This is a genomic window from Pediococcus cellicola, assembly GCF_001438655.1.
Lineage (GTDB): Bacteria > Bacillota > Bacilli > Lactobacillales > Lactobacillaceae > Pediococcus > Pediococcus cellicola.
Map to the genome: position 1 here is coordinate 1 of NZ_JQBR01000001.1, position 20,711 is coordinate 20,711.

Consider the following 20,711-nt stretch of genomic DNA (forward strand, 5'->3'; position numbering starts at 1 on the left):
AGATGGGCCAAAGATGCCAACGATTACGGAAACTGATTTGACACAGAAGGTTACTCGCACGATCACTTATAGTTTTAAGGACAGTAATGATCCAAACAAACCAGCGACTCCAACAGCCGTAACGCAAACGACTGAGTACAAACGTTCCGCGTTGGTTGATTCCAAGACCGGTGAGTTACTTGGTTATACAGCTTGGGTCGTTGATGGTACAAACCAGTTTGCGGAGATCACAAGTCCGGTCCTTGAAAACTATCAAGCAAGTCCAACCAGTGTTAAAGCCATGAGCCTTACAAGCAAAGACGTCGAGGCTGTTCGAGCGGGAACCTATGCTAGTTTGAATCAAACTGTTGTTTACACCTTTGTTGGCAAAGTAACGACAACCAAAGATCCTGATGGCGGTACGACAACCGTTACCAAGAATCCAAATGGCGAAGTTACCGATGTAAATAAGACTTGGCCAGATGGTGATAAGACACATGTACATGTCGATGTGGATACCGGTGTCGAGCACGTCACGGAAACGCCTAATGGTAAACAACCATTGCCAATTGTGACGGTTAAACCAGGTCAAACTGTCACAGTTGGAAAGACAAAGATTCATAACGATGAGCCAGATGGTGTTGTGACATTAACGCATGATTCTGGTGATAGTAAGGGATCGTTAGTCACGGTTATCGATAAAAACGGCGAACCAGAATATAGTTACTTGAAAGAACAAACAGGCATTTCTTATAAGCCAGAAGTTCAAAACAGTGGATCTGAAAAAGTGACGCAAGTACCAAAACTTTCAACCGTTAAAGTTACGAAGACTTCTGAAAAGAAGCAGGCAACTACCAAGAAAGCGACGTTACCGCAAACTGATGAACAAACTGATAAGACAAGTGCTGTTGTGGGGATGTCGTTATTAGGCATGATTTTAAGCTGGGTAGGTTTGAAACGTCGAAAACATGACGCAGACTAGTTTCAATTCTCTTAGCATTAAAAATCAAAAAAACAAGTTTGGATGCAAAATCCGAACTTGTTTTTGTATACATATAATTAAATTTTCGGGTAGATTATTTGATTAAAGATGGAAAGATAAACAAAAAGTATGAAAATTGAAGAAAATGCGAGAATCTCTTTATGGTTGTCAGATGAAATACAATAATTCATCTGATAGGCATGGAGGAATATTTATATGCCCAGAGCTAAGTACACAGCTACGAAAAAGTAGGCTATATTAAGGGAATTTAAGCAGTCAGAGGTGGCAATGAAAATACAATTGCAACGGAAGAGAGCAAAAATGATGTCATGAAAATACATTGTATTACAAGTTTAATGTGACGGTCAAGGCTACTAATTGTACGGCAAAAATTAACATAATTCCTTTCGTTTCTATCAAGATTAATGAAGATACTGGGACCTGCTCGATAAAGCTAACCCAAGTGACTTTGAAAAAAGATAATTATACCTTTACGGGTACGAATGTCAATTTGATGAATGTCGGAACCTATACCATTAAATTAACGCAAAGTGCCAATTTAACTGATGTTTCAGGTATGTACACGATTGCGTAACGACCGGCTACCATTACCTTAACTGCAGGGCAAAGTAAGGAGTGCGAAACCAGCGATCCCACTAGTTTTTCATCAACAACAAGTCATGTTTCAGATGACGATCATTTGAATTATGACACCACCTGTGTTCCGGGCAAAAACGTCGGGCATTATGATCTGAATGTGGCATTAGGAAGTAAGCATAACTATGCAGTTAGAGTGGTAGATAACACATTTGTGATCATACCAGTTCAAGTGAGTGCCGTAGTTGTATCTGGATCAAAAATTTATGATTGAAAAACAATTAGTAGTGATTTTACCCCAACGGTCACATTAACGCGAACCGGAAATGGAACTAATTTATTCGCAATTAATTGGGAATATTCTGGCTTTCCCTATAAGAAGATTGCTAAAGTGATCAGAAGTCAACCTTCTCTCCTGATTTCGATTACCAAATTTCGAATACAGAAAAGGGCTGGGAGTTTTTCTCAGCCTTTTTTGTGTGCGTGAAAGTTATTTTTGTTTTCTTTTAAAATGGTTATTTTTTTAAACAATCAGACTTTTTCTTAATTTTTGCCAGCGGTTACGTATGCTATAATGTTCAAAGTTAGCACGTTTATTTTCTCAAATAAGGTGGGTTCTCTTTTAATGAAAAAATTTAAATATTTAGATTATTTTATTTTGGTTCCGTACATTATCTTATGTGTATTTGGCGTTATCATGGTGTACTCTTCTAGTGCTGATTATTATATTATTAATGGAATCCGCGCAAGCAGTTATCTTTTTCGACAATTAGCCTATGTCATGGTTGGTTTATTGATTGCCGGAACTGTATTTATTTTAAAATTAAGCAAATTACGTAGTCCAACATTTATTAAAATATTTACGCTGGCTATGCTAGTGTCATTTTTTTACCTGCTGTTCTTTGGGCGAGTCATTAATGGAGCTAAGGGGTGGATTGAGGTAGGGCCAATCAATATTCAACCTGCTGAGGTTGCCAAAGTTTATTTAACCTTATATTTGGCTGATATGTTATCAAAGCACAATGATCGGTTAGAAAAAGATCCAAAGTCTTATTATCGTGCACCATTGATTATGACTTTAGTTTTTGTGCTTGCGATCCTTTTACAGCGGGATTTAGGTGGTGCAACGATCAACTTTGCCATTGCGCTCATTATCTTTTTTGCGAGTGGTATTGACTACCGCAAGGGAATTGGCACACTTTTGCTTGGGGCTTCTGCATTCATGTTCGTTATTTTGCCGTTAGCATCTAAAATAAATGTCAACACAAAAAATTATATGCTGCAACGAATCGTTGGGTTTGCGCACCCGTTTGAATTAGCCAAAGGAGCTGGCAACCAGTTAGTTAACTCGTACTATGCTTTAGGAAATGGGGGCGTCTTTGGTGTTGGTTTGGGGAACAGTATTCAAAAGAAGGGATACTTACCAGAAGCCAATACCGACTTTATCATGGCGGTGGTTTCAGAAGAACTAGGGTTGGTTACAGTGACCTTAATTCTAATTTTGTTACTGGTCATCGTCGGTCGTGCCATTTGGTTAGGAATTCATGCTCATAATATGTATGAAACTTTGGTTTGTTACGGTCTTGCGACTTACCTTTCTGTTCAAACATTCTTTAATATTGGTGGCGTAACCGGTATTTTGCCAATTACCGGTGTAACTTTTCCGTTCATTAGTTATGGAGGGTCCAGTATGTTAGTACTGTCAGTAGCGATGGGAATCTTGTTAAACGTAAGTGCTAATGTGCAACGAGAACGTATTCCTGACCTTAAATTAGTCCGTGAGTAAGCATTGGAGGGATCATTGTGAAAAAAGTATTAGTTGCCAATCGTGGGGAGATTGCCACACGTATTTTTCGGGCTTGTAAAGAGCTGTCATTACAAACAGTGGCCATTTTTGCAAAAGAAGATGCGCTTTCGGTGCATCGTTTTAAAGCGGATGAGGCCTACGAGGTAGGTGTCGGGAAGAAACCTGTGGAAGCCTATTTGGATATTGAAGATATTATTCGCATTGCAAAGGAAAACCATGTGGATGCCATTCATCCTGGTTATGGTTTTTTATCAGAAAATGAAACGTTTGCCAAGCGCTGTGAAGAAGAAGGCATTACCTTTATTGGGCCTAAGGTCGCCCATTTACAAATGTTTGGCGATAAACTAGTGGCGAAAAGCGTCGCTAATAAGGCGGGGATTGCGACGATTCCCGGCACAAAAGATCCTGTGACTAGTTTTGCGCAAGTCGAAGCTTTTGCTAAACAACACGGGTTTCCCATCATGTTAAAAGCCGCAATGGGCGGTGGTGGCCGCGGAATGCGTATTGTTTATGACCAAGATAGTCTAAAGGAAAATTACACGCGTGCTAAAAGTGAAGCCATGCAATCATTTGGCAGTGATGAATTATACATTGAAAAATATTTACAATCGCCAAAACATATTGAGGTGCAAATTTTAGCTGATTCATTTGGCAATGTGTTGCACTTATTTGAACGCGACTGTTCCGTGCAGCGACGAAATCAAAAGGTGGTCGAAATTGCACCTAGTGTGTCTTTACCAACTGAATTACGGCAACGAATTTGTGCGGCCGCGGTTCGTTTGATGCAGTCTGTGCATTATATCAATGCGGCCACGGTTGAATTTTTGGTTGAAAAAGATCAGTTTTACTTTGTCGAGGTTAATCCACGTGTCCAAGTTGAACATACCGTAACGGAGCTCATTACGGATCGCGATATTGTGCAGTCGCAAATTCTGATTGCACAGGGCAAAAACCTGTTTACGGATTTGCATTTCCCTCAACAAAAGGATTTAACTTATCAGGGTGCGGCCATTCAGTGTCGGATTACGACTGAAGATCCTGCCAAAAACTTTATGCCAGATACGGGTACGATCGAAACCTATCGTTCGCCAGGTGGTAACGGGGTTCGTTTAGACGTCGGTAACGCCTATTCCGGCGCAGTGATTACACCTTTCTTTGATTCTCTGTTGGTTAAAGTCTGTGTGCACGACAGCAATTTCCACAATACGGCCCAAAAGATGCTACGAGTATTAAATGAATTTATGATTAGCGGCGTACATACCAATATTGGCTTTTTAAAAAATGTCATTAGTCATCCTGTTTTTCAATCAGGAGAAGCAACGACCACATTTATCGATGAAACTCCCGAACTATTTGAAATGACAAATCATGCAGACTCAACTAATAAATTGTTGACATATATCAGTGATATCACGGTTAATGGGACGGACGGAGTGCCACGTCATGAAAAGAAATACTATCCAGAAGCACTAGAAAAATTACAAATAAAAACTGAAAAGATGCAGACAGCTAAGGATATCCTAGAATCTGGTGGTGTGTCGCAATTGCAGGATTGGATTCAAGATCAATCGCAGTTATTATTAACGGATACCACGTTGCGAGATGCCCATCAAAGTTTATTTGCGACTCGCATGCGGACACACGACATGCTCCCTATTGCTAACCAGATTGATCGGGGACTACCGCAATTATTCTCTGAGGAAGCTTGGGGTGGTGCTACTTTTGACGTTGCTTACCGCTTTTTACATGAGGATCCGTGGCTTCGGTTACAGGCGCTTCGCAAACGTATGCCGCACACTTTGCTACAAATGTTGTTCCGAGGGAGTAATGCGGTTGGCTATCAAAATTATCCGGATAATGTGATTCAGGAATTTATTCGGCTGGCTGCTAAAAATGGCATTGATGTTTTCCGTATTTTTGACAGTTTGAACTGGGTCCCTCAGTTAGAAACGAGTATTCAGGCTGTCCGCGACACTGGCAAAATTGCTGAAGCCACTATGTGTTACACCGGTGATATTTTGGATGCGAGTCAAAAGACATATACTTTACAATATTATTTAGATTTAGCACAAGAACTTGAAAAAGCAGGTGCCCAAATTCTTGCCATTAAAGATATGGCTGGAGTTTTGAAACCACAAGCGGCGTACCGGTTGATTAGTTCATTGAAAGATCGAATTTCGATTCCGGTTCATTTGCATACGCATGACACAACTGGAAATGGTATTGCCACTTATTTGAGTGCGGCAAAAGCTGGTGTAGATATTGTTGATGTTGCTGCTAGCAGTCTGTCTGGAACAACGAGTCAACCAAGTTTAAGTAGCTTATACTATGCGATGGCTGGTGTTGAGCGTCAACCACAACTTAATATTCGAAATGTTGAAGAGATTAACCGTTACTGGAAAGGCGTTCGTCCGTTTTATCAAGACTTTGAAAACGGGATGACGGGTTCACAAACGGATATTTACCAAACGCAGATGCCAGGTGGTCAATATTCTAACCTGCAACAGCAAGCACAAGCGTTGGGGCTTAAGGGACGTTTTGAAGAGGTCAAAACAGCATATCGCCAAGTAAATCAGATGTTTGGTGATATTATCAAAGTGACACCAAGTTCCAAAGTAGTTGGTGATATGGCCTTATTTATGGTTGAAAATGCCTTAACGCCGGATGATGTGCTTGAATCAGGGGAGCACTTGGATTTTCCGAAATCGGTTGTTGATTTCTTTGCGGGTAATCTGGGTCAACCTGTCAATGGGTTCCCATCGACCTTACAAAAACTAGTTTTGAAAAATACCCCAGCAATTACGGTTCGACCAGGTAGTCTGGCTAAACCAGTCGATTTTGCGGCCGTTAAACAGTCATTAATGGATCACTTGAAGCGTCCAGTGATGGATGAAGAAGTGATTAGCGGCATCCTTTATCCTAAAGTTTTTGAAGATTTTGAAAACTTTGTTGTCCAAAATGGTCCGGTGAGTCGTTTAGACACGCCAACCTTTTTCCAAGGCATTCGGCGTGGCGAAACAATCGATGTTGAAGTTCGGCATGGCTATCATTTGATTATCAAGTTAAATCAGATTGGTGAAGTTGATGAGCAGGGCCGACGTACTCTTTATTTCGAAGTGAATGGTCGTAAACAAGATATTGTGGTTCGGGATCTAAGCGTTCATGAAACGGCAATGGCGAAACGGAAAGCTGAGCCAACGAATCAAAATGAAATTGGCGCGACAATGAGTGGTTCAGTTTTAAGTGTCGCAGTTAAAGCTGGCGATCAGATCGGTAAGGGGACAAATCTGCTGGTCACAGAAGCCATGAAGATGGAGACGAGTATTCAAGCGCCATTTGATTGCGTGATTAAGCATGTTTACGTATCAGCAGGTGATGTGGTAGATACAAATGATTTATTAATTGAGATTGCACCACAAAAACTATGATGTCATACAAGCGAAATAGGAGGCTTTTATGGAATTTGCATTACAGCCAAGAGAAAGTATTACGATTAATCTAGCTAACTTTCGACAAGTGAAACAATTAAAAAAGTTCGGTCATCTAACCTATGTTTCTAAAAGTATGAAATATGCCATATTGTATGCTAATAAAAGTCAAGCTTTGAAAGTGTGTGCAGAAATTAGTAAGTTATCCAGTGTGCGACGGGCAGAAATTTCTCCGCGGGCCTCTTTAAAAGCTAATTTTGATGAAGAACAAGCTGCAGAATTTAAACGAACGAGCGAAGATTAGGTGAAGAAAAATGCGAATTGTATCAGGAGATTTTGGTGGCCGCCGGTTACGGGCAGTTCCAGGTGTAAAAACGCGCCCTACCACTGATAAAGTGAAAGAGTCCATGTTTAATATGATTGGTCCGTACTTCGACGGTGGACAGTCGTTGGATTTGTTTGCAGGCAGCGGTGGCTTAAGCATTGAAGCAGTATCGCGAGGTATTGAAAAAGCTTATTTAGTGGATAAAGCGCGCCCAGCTATTCAAACAATTGAGCAAAATATTGCGGTTACCAAAGCAGTCAACCGTTTTGAAGTGATTCGCCAGGATGCACGACGAGCGTTGAAAATCTTGGCCGAACAACAAGTAAGGGTGGATTTGGTGTTCTTAGATCCACCATATAAATTACAGAAAATATCGAAAAATTTAGCAGAAATGGTCAGTTTGAATTTATTGAACACTGGTGCGGTTATTGTCTGTGAAACGGACCAATTTGCTAATTTGCCTGAAGAGATGCCAAGTTTTCGTCTCTGGAAACGCCAAGATTATGGTATTACTGAAGTGACAATTTATCAGTTTGAAGCGGGTGATTAGATGAAAATTGCAATTTTTCCTGGAAGTTTTGATCCGTTAACGAATGGTCATTTGGATATTATTGAACGATCGGCGAAACTTTTTGATGAATTAGTCGTGGCGGTTGCAATCAATACCAGTAAAAATGCGCTGTTTACGACATCAGAAAAGGTAACCTTGATTGAAGAAGCGACGCACCACTTGGCTAATGTGCAAGTGGTGCCTACTAAGGGACTTACTGTGACTTTGTTTAAACAATTAGGCGCAAGTGTATTGGTACGGGGATTACGAGACGAAGCCGATTACCGTTATGAACGACAAATTGCCGAAATGAATCATCAGCTAGATAAAACGGTAGAAACCATCTTTTTAATGGCAGCTCCGGATAATAGTTATGTCGCCTCTAGTATCATTAAAGAAATTGCCAAAATGCATGGCGATGTGGGGACTTTTGTTCCTCAAAACGTGTGCCGCGCTTTACAGGCTAAATATAAGTAAAGAAGATGTTAATGAATGTCACGAATACGACGATTTTTAAAAAAATATTGGGTGGTGTTCGTTGCCGTCGTCGTTTTACTGGTGTTCTTTTTATGGCCTTTACGTCTGTATGTGGAAGGACCAGGTACAGCAGATCGCTTAAGTCCCTACGTTAAGGTGGCACATAAGCAAGATCACCGTAAAGGCAGTTTTCGGATGACGACCGTTTCTTTAATGCGGGCAACCCCAGCTCTTTATGTGTTTGCCAAGGTGATGCCGGACTATGAAACGGCTTCTACGAGTGAGATCACTGGTAATCAAAACAGCGCTACCTATAATAAGGTACAGACTTTCTATATGAAAAGTGCCATTAATCAAGCCATTTATGCTGCTTATAAGAGAGCTGGTCAATCTGTCCAGGTTCATTTCAAGGGCATTTATGTGCTTGAAATCGAGAAGAATTCTGCATTCAAAAAGGTATTACATGTCGGGGATACCATTACTAAGGTTAACCAGAAAAAGTTAACAAGTGCTGAGGATGCCATGAAAAAAATTCAATCTCACAAGGTAGGAGAGCGCATCACAATTACTTATCGGCACGATGGTAAAACTAAGATCGCCGATGGTAAGTTAGTTCGTCTTTCTACTGGAAAAGCGGGCATTGGCATTGGTCTTACCGACAATAACCGTGTCACAACCAAAATTCCAGTCAGTATTGACCCTCATGGTGTTGAAGGACCTTCTGCAGGCTTAATGTTTAGTTTGCAAATTTACAGTCAACTTACAAAACGAGATTTACGCAAAGGGCGTACCATTGCGGGGACCGGAACGATTGGCATGGACGGATCTGTGGGCGAAATTGGTGGAATCGATAAGAAAATTGTGGCGGCCAAAAAGGCTGGCGCTAGCATTTTCTTTGCGCCATATTTAAAGCCTACAAAATTGGTTGAAAAATATGAGCCGGATCACCTGACCAATTACGAATTAGCGAAAAAAACGGCGAAACGCGTGGCTCCAAAAATGAAAGTGATACCTGTGAAAACGATTGATGATGCCATTCATTATTTGGAAAAGTCAAACTAACATATCCAAAGAGATTTTTATGAATTGTCAAAATGACAATTAAATAAAACATCTCTTTTTTGTTTGCGTATTTTTCAGATGAAGGGGTGTGAAAGGTGTGATTGAAGAAATATGGGAAAACTATAAAAAATATATTTTAATTGGTGCGGGTGTCCTTTTAGTCGGTGTAATTATTTGGGTGGTTACGACCAAGTCGACACAACCAGCAGATGCCAATGCTTTGCTTAGTAGTAGCAATGAGACGAATACAGCAAGTTCACAGAGTGAGTCACAAATGAGTTCAATGAATTCAACTTCGGTAACTAGTAGCAGTTCGGCTAGCTCGGAAAGCAATGCCTATATTTATGTGGATGTAAAAGGGGCGGTTAAACAACCCGGGATTTTCAAAGTGAAAGCTACGATGCGCGTCGATGATGTGATTAATCTTGCTGGGGGAATGGATAAGACGGCGGACCGGAAGCACATTAATTTGGCGCAAAAGCTCACTGACCAACAAGTGGTCTATGTGCCAATTCGAGGAGAGATTAAGGGTGCCCCCACAGGAACAGTGGAAGCACAGATGGACACATCGTCAGCGGAGCCGGCACCTACTGACGCGGCAACAACCAGCAGTAGTGGCACAACGGCGCAGGCCGCCGGGAGTGTCAATTTAAATACAGCTACTAAAGAACAGTTACAGACGTTAACGAATATTGGTGAGAAGAAGGCAGATCAAATTTTACAGTATCGTCAGGCACACGGAAAATTTAAAAGTGTTGAAGAACTTAAGGAAGTCCAGGGAATCGGTGACAAAACATTTGAAACACTAAAGTCACAATTAAGTGTGTAAGTTAGTAGCTTTTTTTTGGTATACTTTAATTTAAAGAAGGAAGGCGTTATGAATGAACGATAAAAGAATTCCATGGGATCAGTATTTTATGACCCAAGCCGTGTTATTATCTTTACGGAGCACGTGCACAAGGCTTTCAGTTGGTGCTACTATTGTGCGTGATAAGCGGATAATTGCTGGCGGATATAACGGTTCCGTATCTGGAGATGTGCATTGCATTGATGAAGGCTGCTATTTAGTGGATGGTCATTGTGTCCGAACGATTCATGCGGAAATGAACGCCATCTTACAGTGTGCCAAGTTTGGGGTTGCTACGGATGGTGCCGAAATTTATGTGACCGATTTTCCCTGCCTGCAGTGTACAAAAATGATTTTACAGGCAGGTATTAAAAAAATTCATTATTTACGTAACTATCATAATGATGCTTATGCGATGAGCCTTCTCAAACGGATGCATGTTGAAGTTCAACATGTCAAGTTTACTGAAGAAGAAATCGCAGCAGTATCGATGGATCGAATTTTACATCAAGATCAACTTTGAAAATTTTCCTTGGTTCTTCATTACGATTTTGGCGGTCTTATTGGATGCCGTAATCACCATTAAATTATGGTTCTTTTTAATTTTTGTCGGTTACTGGGTAATCCGCATTATTGGATTGCGCCAGCAAGGCTTCGTCTATGCTACGCTGATTGGTGGCATGTGCTTCAGCGTGCTATTTTTGTGGCATGCGACTACTTTAAAAAAACAGATTTTGATGCCTCAAAGTGCACGGCAGGTTGAGTTGATCGTCCAACCAGACGAAATTAACTGTCAGGGTGACTATTTTCAATTTGTGGGACGTGACCATCAAAAACATAAATTCAAAGTGACCGGGTATTTTAAAAGTCAAAGGGAGCAACAACAGGTACTTGCTATTAAAAGTTCTGTAGCAATGACAGTTCGCGGAAATATTGTGCTAGTTGATCAGCCAGGTAATTTAAATCAATTTAATTACCGCGCTTACTGTGACTCGCAGGGGATAACCAACTTAATCAATAAAACCAGCCTTCTAAATTGGCAACCAGCTTCTGCCAAAAATCCTCTGACTGGGGTTTTGAATGTGCTTCACGTTTGGCGAAATAATGCCCGGTTGTATTGTGAAAAATTACCGAAACTGATGAACACTTATGCTTTGAGTTTACTGATTGGATTTAAGGATGAGCTGTTTGATGAGAATATGGAAGGTGTAACGACCTTAGGACTGTTGCATTTGTTTAGTTTGTCAGGACTACATGTTTTTTATTTTTGTTGGTTATTGCGGCAAATCTTTTTAAGAGTATGGTTGACAAAAGAGACCACTAATTGGCTTTTGATTTTCTTTTTGCCCGCCTTTTTGATCATTGGTGGGGGATCTGGGAGTTTATTTAGATCGATTATGATGGCGGAACTTGGACTGTTGGGGCAAAAACGGCAGACACAACTGAATGTTTGGAGTATCACGCTCCTTGTCAATTTAATGTTTGATCCGTACGTTATTTTAAGTATGGGAGGACAATTAAGTTATTTACTCTCATTTTTGTTGATATTTGTAAGAGAGGTTTCGTCGTTTAAACGCGCCTGGATCCTGAATTTAGTGAGTTTGCCAATCATTTTGTTTCACACGTATCAGTGGCATTTGCTGACTTCATTTGCCAATTTTTTGATTATTCCTCTTTTTTCGAATTTTGTAATGCCATTAGTCATTGTGAGTGCGGCAACGTTTTGGTGTTTTCCCCAACTTAGCCATATACTGACGTTTGGCTTGACGGGCTTTCATCAGTTAGTGAGCCAATTAAGTCATTTACCGGGCCAGGTGACTTTCGGAAAACCGTCCTTATTCTTAACAAGCTTGTTGTTGGTGATATCCTTATGTTGGCTTGCCTTTCCAAAACTAAAAAAGCACTTTATGTTAAGCTTAATGGGTATCTACTTAGTTGGTTTTGTTTGGATTCATTTTCCGCTTCATGGCGAAGTCACTTTTGTTGATGTGGGGCAAGGGGATAGTATTTTAGTCAGAATGCCATTTAATCGTTCCGTTACGGTAATTGACACAGGTGGTAAGGTTGGTTTTTTAAAACCTGCATGGGCTCAAGGACATCAAAAAAAGCATGAACCACCAGTTCTAAATTATTTACATAGCATAGGTATCGCTAAAATTAATACATTGTGCTTGTCCCATCAGGACGCGGACCACATCGGAGATTCCGGTGTATTACTTGCTAAAATGCAAGTGGACCAGGTGGTGATCCCCAAAGGAATGGAAACGTCACGAGGTTTTCAATCTAAAGTAAAACCTTTTTTGGGAGATGCACGACTTATTCCGGTACTTGCGGATCAAAAAGTATCTCATTTACCGTTGCATATTGTACATCCGTTTGTGACGGGCAAAGGTGAAAATCATGATTCATTGACGCTTTTAGGAAAATTTGGGTCTGATAATTTTATTTTTTCAGGAGATTTAGACCAAGCCGGTGAACGGGATATTGTGGCACGATACCCACAAGCACGAGCTTCAATTGTGAAATTAGGCCATCATGGCAGCAAAACGGCATCTGCCAAAGACTATTTGGCTCAAATTCACGCAAAGATTGGTATTATTTCAGCCGGAAAAGATAATCATTATGGTCATCCTAATCCAGAAACGTTGCAGACACTTAAGGAGTTACATGTACGGGCGTTATCAACGATTGATGAAGGGATGATTCGGTATCGTTTTACCGAGCAAAAATTTAGCAACTGGCAATTTGTACGGAGGAATTATGAAAAAGATTCAATACACGGAATTACTAAAAAGGCTAACCCATAATCAAACGGATTCCATTTATTTAATCCTGGGAAAAGAAGCTTATTTGGAACATCAAATACAGCAAGCTTTTCAAGCCTTAATACCAAAAGAAGAACAAGAAATGAATATTGGCAATTATGACATGGAGGTTGTTTCTTTAGGTGCCGCTTTAGATGATGCGACTTCTGCACCTTTTTTTGGTGAAAAACGGCTTGTGTTTATTAAAAACCCATATTTTTTAACAGGTGAACGTCATAAGGGTGGTCCCAATCATGACGTGGAAGGTTTACAAACTTACTTTGACCATCCAGTGGCTTCAACGATTTTAGTATTGTTGGCGCCGTATGATAAATTAGATGGTCGGAAAAAAATTGTAAAAACGTTGAATAAACAGGCAGATACTGTACAGATTGGCAATTTGAATCAAAATCAGATTAGTCAACTTATTCAAGATCGTCTCCAAGTCAAAAATTATGAAATCTCGGGAGATGCATTAAATCAGCTACTCTTTCGGACGGACTCTAAATTAAGTACAATAATGAATGAGCTTCCAAAATTAATGTTGTACAATATCAAGGACCGTAAAATAACAACAGATTCGATCAATGCACTTGTCAGTAAAAGCTTAGATCAAAACGTTTTTGATTTGAGTAATGCTGTTTTGCAAAAGAAATCAAAACAAGCTATTGATATTTATCAAGAGTTAATAAAGCAACAAGAGCAGCCTTTGCGCATTAATGCCGTATTAGTGGGACAATTTCGTCTTCTGTTACAAGTTAAAATTTTACAAGGAGAGGGATTCTCACAGGGGGACATTGCAGGAACGCTTAAAGTCCATCCTTATCGCGTGAAGTTAGCGATGCAGACAACGCGAAAGTTTTCAATGACGGACTTGAAAATGGGGTACACTGGGTTAGTGGATTTAGATTTGCAGTTAAAATCTACCCAAAAAGATCCTTCGCTTTTATTCGAGTTGTTTCTGTTACAGTTCATTGATCGAAAAATTGCTTAGTTTTTGTATTATAAAAGCCTGAAGATTTTTATCTTCAGGCTTTATATATTTTCTCAATTATTTAGCAAGTTGTTTTGTTAAACGAGATTTAGTACGTGCAGCTTTGTTAGCTTTGATTAAGCCCTTTGTTTTGGCTTGGTCAAGTTTGCTGATTGCTGCAAGATATAGGTCTTGTTTGTCATCAGCGCCTTTAACAGCTGCTGTTTCGAATTTTTTAACTGCAGTACGTAACTTACTTACTTGTGATTGGTTACGTAAAGCTGCCTTTTCGTTAGTTTTTACACGCTTCATTGCGGATTTAATAACTGGCATTTGATTCACCTCCACTAATCTGAAATCAATACTACAACAAGTGTTATTATACAGAAGACGCATATCGAATGCAATAAGAAATTGTCAAGTAACATTACTTGATAGGTGAATTACGACTAATTTTGGTGTGATTGCCAAAAAAATTCCTGTGAGATTCATGTTTGTGACTTGTTTTTCACGAGAAAGTTCGGTATGATGAACCTTGTGCATAAAGCACGAACCCATACTTGGTTTTTCGAATCACCAACGAATTACCCAGTTTCGGGCAATTGATTATAAAGGGGTGAAAATAATGGCTATTTCAAAAGAAAAGAAAAACGAAATCATCAAGAAATATGCACGTCATGAAGGCGATACTGGTTCTACAGAAGTTCAAGTTGCTGTCTTGACTGCAGATATTAATGAAATCAACGAACACATGAGTGTTCATAAAAAAGATTTTCATTCACAACGTGGTTTGATGAAGAAAATCGGTCACCGTCGTAATTTATTAGCATATTTACGTCGTACTGATGTTCAACGTTACCGTGATTTAATTCAATCATTAGGTTTACGTCGTTAAACTTATTAAAAGCAAAGGCATTTGGCCTTTGCTTTTTTTGTACATAAATAAAATAAATACGTCTGCCTTTGAAAATTTTTAAGAACTTTCAAATACATGAGAGTCAACTATCTAGATAAAATGTGTTAAACTTAAAGCAGTTTATACGTCGAGACAGAAGAAATTTCTATAAAGCGCACAGAAAAAGTTAAAAGGTAAGTGAATTTTTAAGCAAAACAGATGCTAAATAGAGTTTATTTAGGTTTGCAAACTAGAAAATTCCGCCAGAATAACTTATTGGGTGAAAAGATTTATCATACGATGACGGTCTTTTAATAATCGTGGTCCAAGCGCATTTTGATAGATAAACAATTGAATTTATGAAAGAAATTAAAAATTTTTTGAGGTGGAATAAATGAGCAATAGTATTAAAATTATCCCGTTTAGTGGGGTTCGTGAAAACGGCAAAAATATGTATGCTGTCGAAGTTAATGATTCAATTTATATTTTAGATTGTGGTTTAAAGTATCCTGAAAATGAATTACTAGGAATTGATGTGGTTATTCCTGATTTTTCATATTTAGAGAATCATCGTGAAAAGATTGTGGGTGTCTTTTTGACCCATGGACATGCAGATGCCATTGGGGCATTGCCATATTTTCTGGACTTGTTCCCAGTACCAGTCTTTGGTTCTGAAATGACGATTGCGTTAGCTAAATTAAATGTTGAAAAAGATCCTAAGTTGAAAAAATTTGATGATTTCCATGTGGTAAATGAAAAAATGGAGATTGATTTTAATGATGTCACTGTATCGTTTTTTAAAACCACTCATTCAATTCCTGAATCCTTGGGAATTGTCTTGAAGACTAGTGAGGGTCAAATTGTTTACACTGGTGATTTTAAATTTGATCAAACAGCGTCTTCAGACTATGCCACAGATTATGGACGTTTAGGACAAATTGGTGCAAATGGTGTCTTGGCCTTACTAAGTGAGTCGGCTAATGATGAAAATCCTAAGCCTTCTACTAACGAACGCGACATTGCTAATTATATTTTAGAGACATTTAAATATCATGAAGGCCGAATCGTCGTTGCTTCGGTTGCTTCCAATATCTTGCGGATTCAACAAGTACTGGATGCTGCTGCACAATCAGATCGAAAAGTTATTTTAACTGGCCACGATTTAGAACGGATCGTAAATACAGCATTACGTCTCAAAAAGCTCCATTTGCCATCAGAAGATATAATTGTCCCTCTCAATAAATTAGGGAGTTTGGACAAAGAAAAAACAGTCATTTTAGAGACTGGCAAAATGGGTGAGCCCATTAAGGCTTTACAAAAAATGGCTAATGATCCCGGTAAGGGTATCCACATTGAGCCTGGTGATTTGGTATTTATTACAACCACACCATCACATGCGATGGAAACCACGGTTGCAAAGACCAAGAACATGATTTATCGGGCTGGTGGCGAAGTGAAGGCCATTTCAGACGATTTAAACGCGTCAGGCCATGCTAGCAAAAATGATTTACAGCTCATGATTAACTTGTTAAAACCAAAGTATTTGATCCCAGTTCAAGGTGAGTATCGTTTGTTAAATACACATGCACAACTTGCTCGAGAAGTAGGGATGGCTGCCGACCACATTTTCTTAACCCAAAAGGGCGATGTTTTAGAGTACAAAGATCATGAGATGCATCTCGCTCAGGGAATTGAGGTTGGCGATACCATGATTGACGGTATTGGTGTCGGTGATATTGGTAATATCGTTTTGCGAGATCGCAAAATTTTATCAGATGATGGTATTTTTATTGCTGTTGTTACAATTGATCGTAAGAAAAAGTTGATTATTGGTGATCCCAAAGTAACTTCGCGTGGTTTTGTTTACGTAAATACCGATCATGATCTGTTGAAGGACAGTCAGGACATTGTGACAGAAGTGGTACAGAACAATTTAGATAACAAGGAATTTGATTGGGGTCATCTAAAACAGGATATTCGCGAAAAAATTAGTCGTTACTTATTTGAACAAACAAAACGTCATCCGGTTATCTTGCCAGTTATTATGGAAGTTAACCAACATCATCGCAAAGCACCTAAAAAGACTGTTGAAAAATAATTGCAACTGGTAATGTTGAAAAATTAACATTACCAGTTTTTAGTTAGGAGAAACAGATGAATGCGGAACAATTAAATAAAATTCAAGCTGCAGTTTCCAAGTCGAACTGGGAAAAGGTATTGACACTCATTGAACCATTTAACGATGAAGCTCAGCAGGATAAGCAATTAAATACCTACTTTGTGCAGGGGTTATTTCAAACAAAACATTACGTAGAAGCTTTGAAGTATGCCAACGATGCGTTGGAATTTTATCTAGATGATGATCAGGGGCGAAGTCTGTATTTTGAAATATTGCTCGCTTGTCAAGATTTTTTAGATGCTTATAAGTTTTTAAAATCTCTGCAGCAACGTCAGATCAGTACCGATCAGTTTGTGACGGCTCTAAGGACCAAAGAAGTCGAGGTGAGTGCTCAGAAAAACACCTTGAAACAAAAAATGAAAAAATTTTATCATGTTGGAGATTTGGATCTTCAAACTACCCAAAATGTTTTAGAAGAAGCTAAACAATTACCTGCGCAAGCCTATTTTGCGGCTGCCAAATTTATTTTTCTGGATCCATTTGTGCATCCGTTAATTCGGGCAACCGTTTTAGAAAATGTGTCGTTCATGAATTTTAACGAAACGATTAAATATTACTGGATTGATGATGCAAATCATGATGTTGCTTTAGGTGGACTTGAGGGAATCTTACACAATAAAGTTGACCAGCAGTTATCAACCGTTCTTCAAAAAAAGCTTGCCAATCAGGACCCAATTTTATTAGACGGAATCACAAAAGAAAAAAACTTATATTTAAGTTATGCGTATCCGTTCGCTGAACATATTTTCGAAACGCCTGAGGACTGGGTAGCTTATTGGCTTGAAGAAAGTTATGGGCGCAATCATTCGACGGTAACAGCAAGTCCAGAAATTGCAAAATGGCAGGCTAAATTTCAAGCTTATACACAACAACTTTTATCTGATCAACATTAAAATAAGAAAAAAGCTATTAATATTCAAACTTTTTTGGCTTAATTGGTTTACAAAACGCGGCGTTCTATATATAATGTTTAAGGATTCTCTGAGGTGAAGCTTTGCCTTTTCATGAGGATGTAGTATAATAGTTTTTAAAGAATCCAGCCACGCCAAGGGCTGAGTAATTCTTACGAAAATACAGGAGGTTCGTATTAATGGCAAAAGAACATTACGAAAGAACAAAACCCCATGTAAATATTGGTACAATTGGCCATATTGACCATGGGAAAACTACTTTGACAGCTGCTATCACAAAGGTTTTAGCTGCTAAGGGATTAGCAAAAGCTGAAGACTATGCAGATATCGATGCTGCTCCAGAGGAACGTGAACGTGGTATTACTATCAACACTGCTCACGTTGAATACGAAACAGAGAAGCGTCATTATGCTCATATTGATGCCCCAGGACATGCTGATTACATCAAGAACATGATCACTGGTGCTGCACAAATGGATGGTGCCATCTTAGTTGTTGCTGCAACTGATGGTCCTATGCCACAAACACGTGAACATATCTTGCTTGCTCATCAGGTTGGTGTTGACTATATCGTTGTCTTCTTAAACAAGACTGACTTGGTTGATGATGACGAATTAGTTGACTTAGTTGAAATGGAAGTCCGTGAATTATTATCAGAATACGATTATCCTGGTGATGATATTCCTGTTATCCGTGGTTCAGCTTTGAAGGCTCTTGAAGGCGACCCAGAACAAGAAAAAGTTATTCTTCACTTAATGGATGTTATCGATGAATATATCCCAACTCCACAACGTGATAATGACAAACCATTCTTGATGCCTGTTGAAGACGTCTTCACAATCACTGGTCGTGGTACTGTTGCTTCAGGCCGTATCGATCGTGGTGAAGTTAAAGTCGGCGACGAAGTTGAAATCGTTGGTTTGAAAGACGAAACTCTTAAGTCAACTGTTACAGGACTTGAAATGTTCCGTAAGACTCTTGATTTAGGTGAAGCCGGCGATAACGTTGGTGTATTGCTTCGTGGTATCAACCGTGACCAAGTTGTTCGTGGACAAGTTCTTGCTGCACCTGGTTCAATCCAGACTCACAAGAAGTTCAAGGGTGAAGTTTATATCTTAACAAAAGAGGAAGGTGGTCGTCATACACCATTCTTCTCAAACTATCGTCCTCAGTTCTACTTCCATACAACTGACGTTACAGGTGTAATTGAATTGCCTGAAAACGTTGAAATGGTAATGCCTGGTGATAACGTTACATTTACTGTAGAACTTATCGAACCAGTCGCTATCGAAAAAGGTACTAAGTTCACTGTTCGTGAAGGTGGACATACTGTTGGTGCCGGTGTTGTTTCTGAAATTGATGACTAATTAATTTTTGAACGCGCAAAAGATCCGGAAAATTTCCGGGTCTTTTTTTGTGTCCAAAAAAGATTTAATGTGTGTTTTATGCCCGATATTAGGAACATAAGCATTTACAATTAGTGTTGTATAAGGTAAACTAGTATCCGTATGCAATACAAATTGTAAAACCACTTTTATTGTCGGAGGGAAAATAATGACTGCAAAATGGGAAAAAAAGGGTGCTAGCGATGGCGAATTAACTTTCGAAATTAGCACTGACAAAATTCATGAAGGTTTAGATAAAGCTTTCCAAAAAACTAGAAAACAATTGAATGTTCCTGGTTTCCGTAAGGGACGTGTCCCACGCCAAATCTTCAACCAGATGTATGGGGAAGAAGCACTTTACGAAGATGCTTTAAACATTGTGTTACCAGAAGCTTATGAAGCTGCTATTGAAGAAACTAAAATTGAACCAGTAGACCAACCAAAAATTGATGTTGACAGTATGGAAAAGGGCAAGCCTTGGGTTTTGAAGGCTGTTGTGACTGTTAAACCAGATGTTAAGTTGGGTGACTACAAGGGTGTTACTGTCGCTAAACAAGCTCACCGTGTAACTTCTAAAGAAGTTGATGCTGAAATCGAAAAGAAACGTGAGCAACAGGCTGAGCTTGTATTAAAAGAAGACAAACCAGCTGAAAATGGCGATACAGTTACGATCGATTTCGAAGGTACAATTGATGGCAAGCCATTTGATGGTGGTAAGGCTGAAAACTATGATTTGGAGTTAGGTTCTAACTCATTTATTCCTGGTTTTGAAGATCAGTTAGTTGGTCATAAATCAGATGATAAAGTTGATGTTAAAGTAACTTTCCCTGACGATTACAATGCTGAAGATCTTCGTGGTAAAGAGGCTGTTTTTGCAGTTACTATTCACGAAATCAAAACTAAAGAACTTCCTGAGTTAGATGATGAATTTGCAAAAGATGTTGACGAAGAAGTTGATTCCTTAGAAGAATTAAAGGCTAAAACTCATGATGAGTTAAAGAGTCAAAAAGATGAGGCTGCAGCTCAAGCTAAAGAAGACGAAGCCATTCAAAAGGCCGTTGATAATGCTGAAGTTAAAGAAATCCCTCAAGCTATGATCGACGAAGACGTTCAGCGTCAACTTGATCAATATCTTGCAAACATGCAACAACAAGGAATTGATCCAAAGACTTACTATAAGATTACAGGGACCTCTGAAGATGACTTGAAGAAACAATTAGGAGAAGGCGCTGAAAACCGCGTTAAAACTAATTTAGTTTTGGAAGCCATCGTTGAAGCCGAAAAGATTGAGCCAACTGAAGATGAAGTTGCTGCTGAAATTAAGGATTTAGCTTCACAATACGGCATGGAAGAAAGTGCCGTTAAAAAAGCACTTTCTGATGACATGTTGAAGCATGATATTGCCGTTAAGAAGGCTGTTGCTGTCATTACAGATTCAGCTATTGAAGAAAGTAAATCTAAAGCTAAAGCAGACACCAAAAAAACCGATACGAAGTAGTTCAATTTAATC

Annotated in this window: 19 protein-coding genes; 18 read left to right on the top strand and 1 reads right to left on the bottom strand. The window is 39.2% G+C overall.

All coding sequences use genetic code 11. The features are described 5' to 3' along the window. From IV80_RS00005 to holA, 13 genes are all read left to right on the top strand, one after another. Positions 1 to 961 (top strand): mucin-binding protein (locus IV80_RS00005; RefSeq protein WP_157048819.1); only part of this gene is annotated, 961 nt, incomplete at its 5' end. 340 nt (positions 962 to 1,301) lie between these two features. Further along, on the top strand, positions 1,302 to 1,556 hold the full coding sequence (locus IV80_RS00010) for an MBG domain-containing protein (protein ID WP_057747685.1): 255 nt from the start codon (positions 1,302 to 1,304) through the stop codon (positions 1,554 to 1,556). Positions 1,557 to 1,568: 12 nt separating this feature from the next. After that, positions 1,569 to 1,832: an MBG domain-containing protein gene (locus IV80_RS10250; protein ID WP_162259290.1), complete on the top strand. Its 264-nt coding sequence runs from the start codon at positions 1,569 to 1,571 to the stop codon at positions 1,830 to 1,832. Positions 1,833 to 2,183: 351 nt separating this feature from the next. Then, positions 2,184 to 3,344: an FtsW/RodA/SpoVE family cell cycle protein gene (locus tag IV80_RS00015; protein WP_083490451.1), complete on the top strand. Its 1,161-nt coding sequence runs from the start codon at positions 2,184 to 2,186 to the stop codon at positions 3,342 to 3,344. Between the two features lie 17 nt (positions 3,345 to 3,361). Next, entirely contained in the window at positions 3,362 to 6,793 is a 3,432-nt protein-coding gene (locus IV80_RS00020) for a pyruvate carboxylase (protein ID WP_057747693.1), read from the top strand. 28 nt (positions 6,794 to 6,821) lie between these two features. Beyond that, the gene (locus IV80_RS00025) at positions 6,822 to 7,097 is read left to right on the top strand and encodes a DUF2129 domain-containing protein (protein ID WP_057747696.1); all 276 of its coding nucleotides are present in this window, start codon (positions 6,822 to 6,824) and stop codon (positions 7,095 to 7,097) included. Between the two features lie 10 nt (positions 7,098 to 7,107). Beyond that, positions 7,108 to 7,668 (top strand): 16S rRNA (guanine(966)-N(2))-methyltransferase RsmD, encoded by a 561-nt coding sequence (gene rsmD, locus IV80_RS00030; protein WP_057747699.1) that lies wholly within the window; start codon positions 7,108 to 7,110, stop codon positions 7,666 to 7,668. Then, positions 7,669 to 8,145 (top strand): pantetheine-phosphate adenylyltransferase, encoded by a 477-nt coding sequence (coaD, locus tag IV80_RS00035; RefSeq protein ID WP_057747702.1) that lies wholly within the window; start codon positions 7,669 to 7,671, stop codon positions 8,143 to 8,145. 15 nt (positions 8,146 to 8,160) lie between these two features. Continuing rightward, positions 8,161 to 9,207, top strand: a complete 1,047-nt coding sequence (locus IV80_RS00040; RefSeq protein ID WP_057747705.1) for a SepM family pheromone-processing serine protease — start codon at positions 8,161 to 8,163, stop codon at positions 9,205 to 9,207. Between the two features lie 97 nt (positions 9,208 to 9,304). Continuing rightward, entirely contained in the window at positions 9,305 to 10,036 is a 732-nt protein-coding gene (locus IV80_RS00045; protein ID WP_057747708.1) for a helix-hairpin-helix domain-containing protein, read from the top strand. Positions 10,037 to 10,088: 52 nt separating this feature from the next. After that, positions 10,089 to 10,577, top strand: a complete 489-nt coding sequence (locus tag IV80_RS00050; RefSeq protein ID WP_057747711.1) for a ComE operon protein 2 — start codon at positions 10,089 to 10,091, stop codon at positions 10,575 to 10,577. Next, on the top strand, positions 10,507 to 12,861 hold the full coding sequence (locus tag IV80_RS00055) for a DNA internalization-related competence protein ComEC/Rec2 (RefSeq protein ID WP_162259286.1): 2,355 nt from the start codon (positions 10,507 to 10,509) through the stop codon (positions 12,859 to 12,861). The genes IV80_RS00050 and IV80_RS00055 overlap by 71 nt, the downstream gene beginning before the upstream one ends. After that, the gene (gene holA / locus IV80_RS00060) at positions 12,815 to 13,852 is read left to right on the top strand and encodes a DNA polymerase III subunit delta (protein WP_147186299.1); all 1,038 of its coding nucleotides are present in this window, start codon (positions 12,815 to 12,817) and stop codon (positions 13,850 to 13,852) included. Before IV80_RS00055 ends, holA begins: the two co-directional genes overlap by 47 nt. Before the next feature lie 57 nt (positions 13,853 to 13,909). Here the strand turns inward: holA and rpsT are convergent, their stop codons facing one another. Further along, complete coding sequence (gene rpsT, locus IV80_RS00065; protein ID WP_057747717.1) at positions 13,910 to 14,164, bottom strand: 30S ribosomal protein S20; 255 nt, start codon at positions 14,162 to 14,164, stop codon at positions 13,910 to 13,912. Between the two features lie 292 nt (positions 14,165 to 14,456). Between rpsT and rpsO the strand changes: the two genes are divergently transcribed. The 5 genes from rpsO (at position 14,457) to tig (ending at position 20,699) form a co-directional block, all read left to right on the top strand. Next, positions 14,457 to 14,726 carry a 30S ribosomal protein S15 gene (gene rpsO, locus IV80_RS00070; RefSeq protein WP_057747720.1) on the top strand — a complete coding sequence of 90 codons (270 nt, stop codon included), beginning with the start codon at positions 14,457 to 14,459 and terminating at the stop codon, positions 14,724 to 14,726. 394 nt (positions 14,727 to 15,120) lie between these two features. Continuing rightward, positions 15,121 to 16,824 (top strand): ribonuclease J, encoded by a 1,704-nt coding sequence (locus IV80_RS00075; RefSeq protein WP_057747723.1) that lies wholly within the window; start codon positions 15,121 to 15,123, stop codon positions 16,822 to 16,824. A 56-nt stretch (positions 16,825 to 16,880) separates the two neighbouring features. Then, entirely contained in the window at positions 16,881 to 17,798 is a 918-nt protein-coding gene (locus IV80_RS00080; RefSeq protein ID WP_057747726.1) for a hypothetical protein, read from the top strand. A gap of 197 nt (positions 17,799 to 17,995) precedes the next feature. Continuing rightward, positions 17,996 to 19,183: an elongation factor Tu gene (tuf, locus tag IV80_RS00085; protein WP_057747729.1), complete on the top strand. Its 1,188-nt coding sequence runs from the start codon at positions 17,996 to 17,998 to the stop codon at positions 19,181 to 19,183. A gap of 187 nt (positions 19,184 to 19,370) precedes the next feature. Beyond that, positions 19,371 to 20,699, top strand: a complete 1,329-nt coding sequence (gene tig, locus IV80_RS00090) for a trigger factor (RefSeq protein WP_057747732.1) — start codon at positions 19,371 to 19,373, stop codon at positions 20,697 to 20,699. Positions 20,700 to 20,711: the final 12 nt, after the last annotated feature.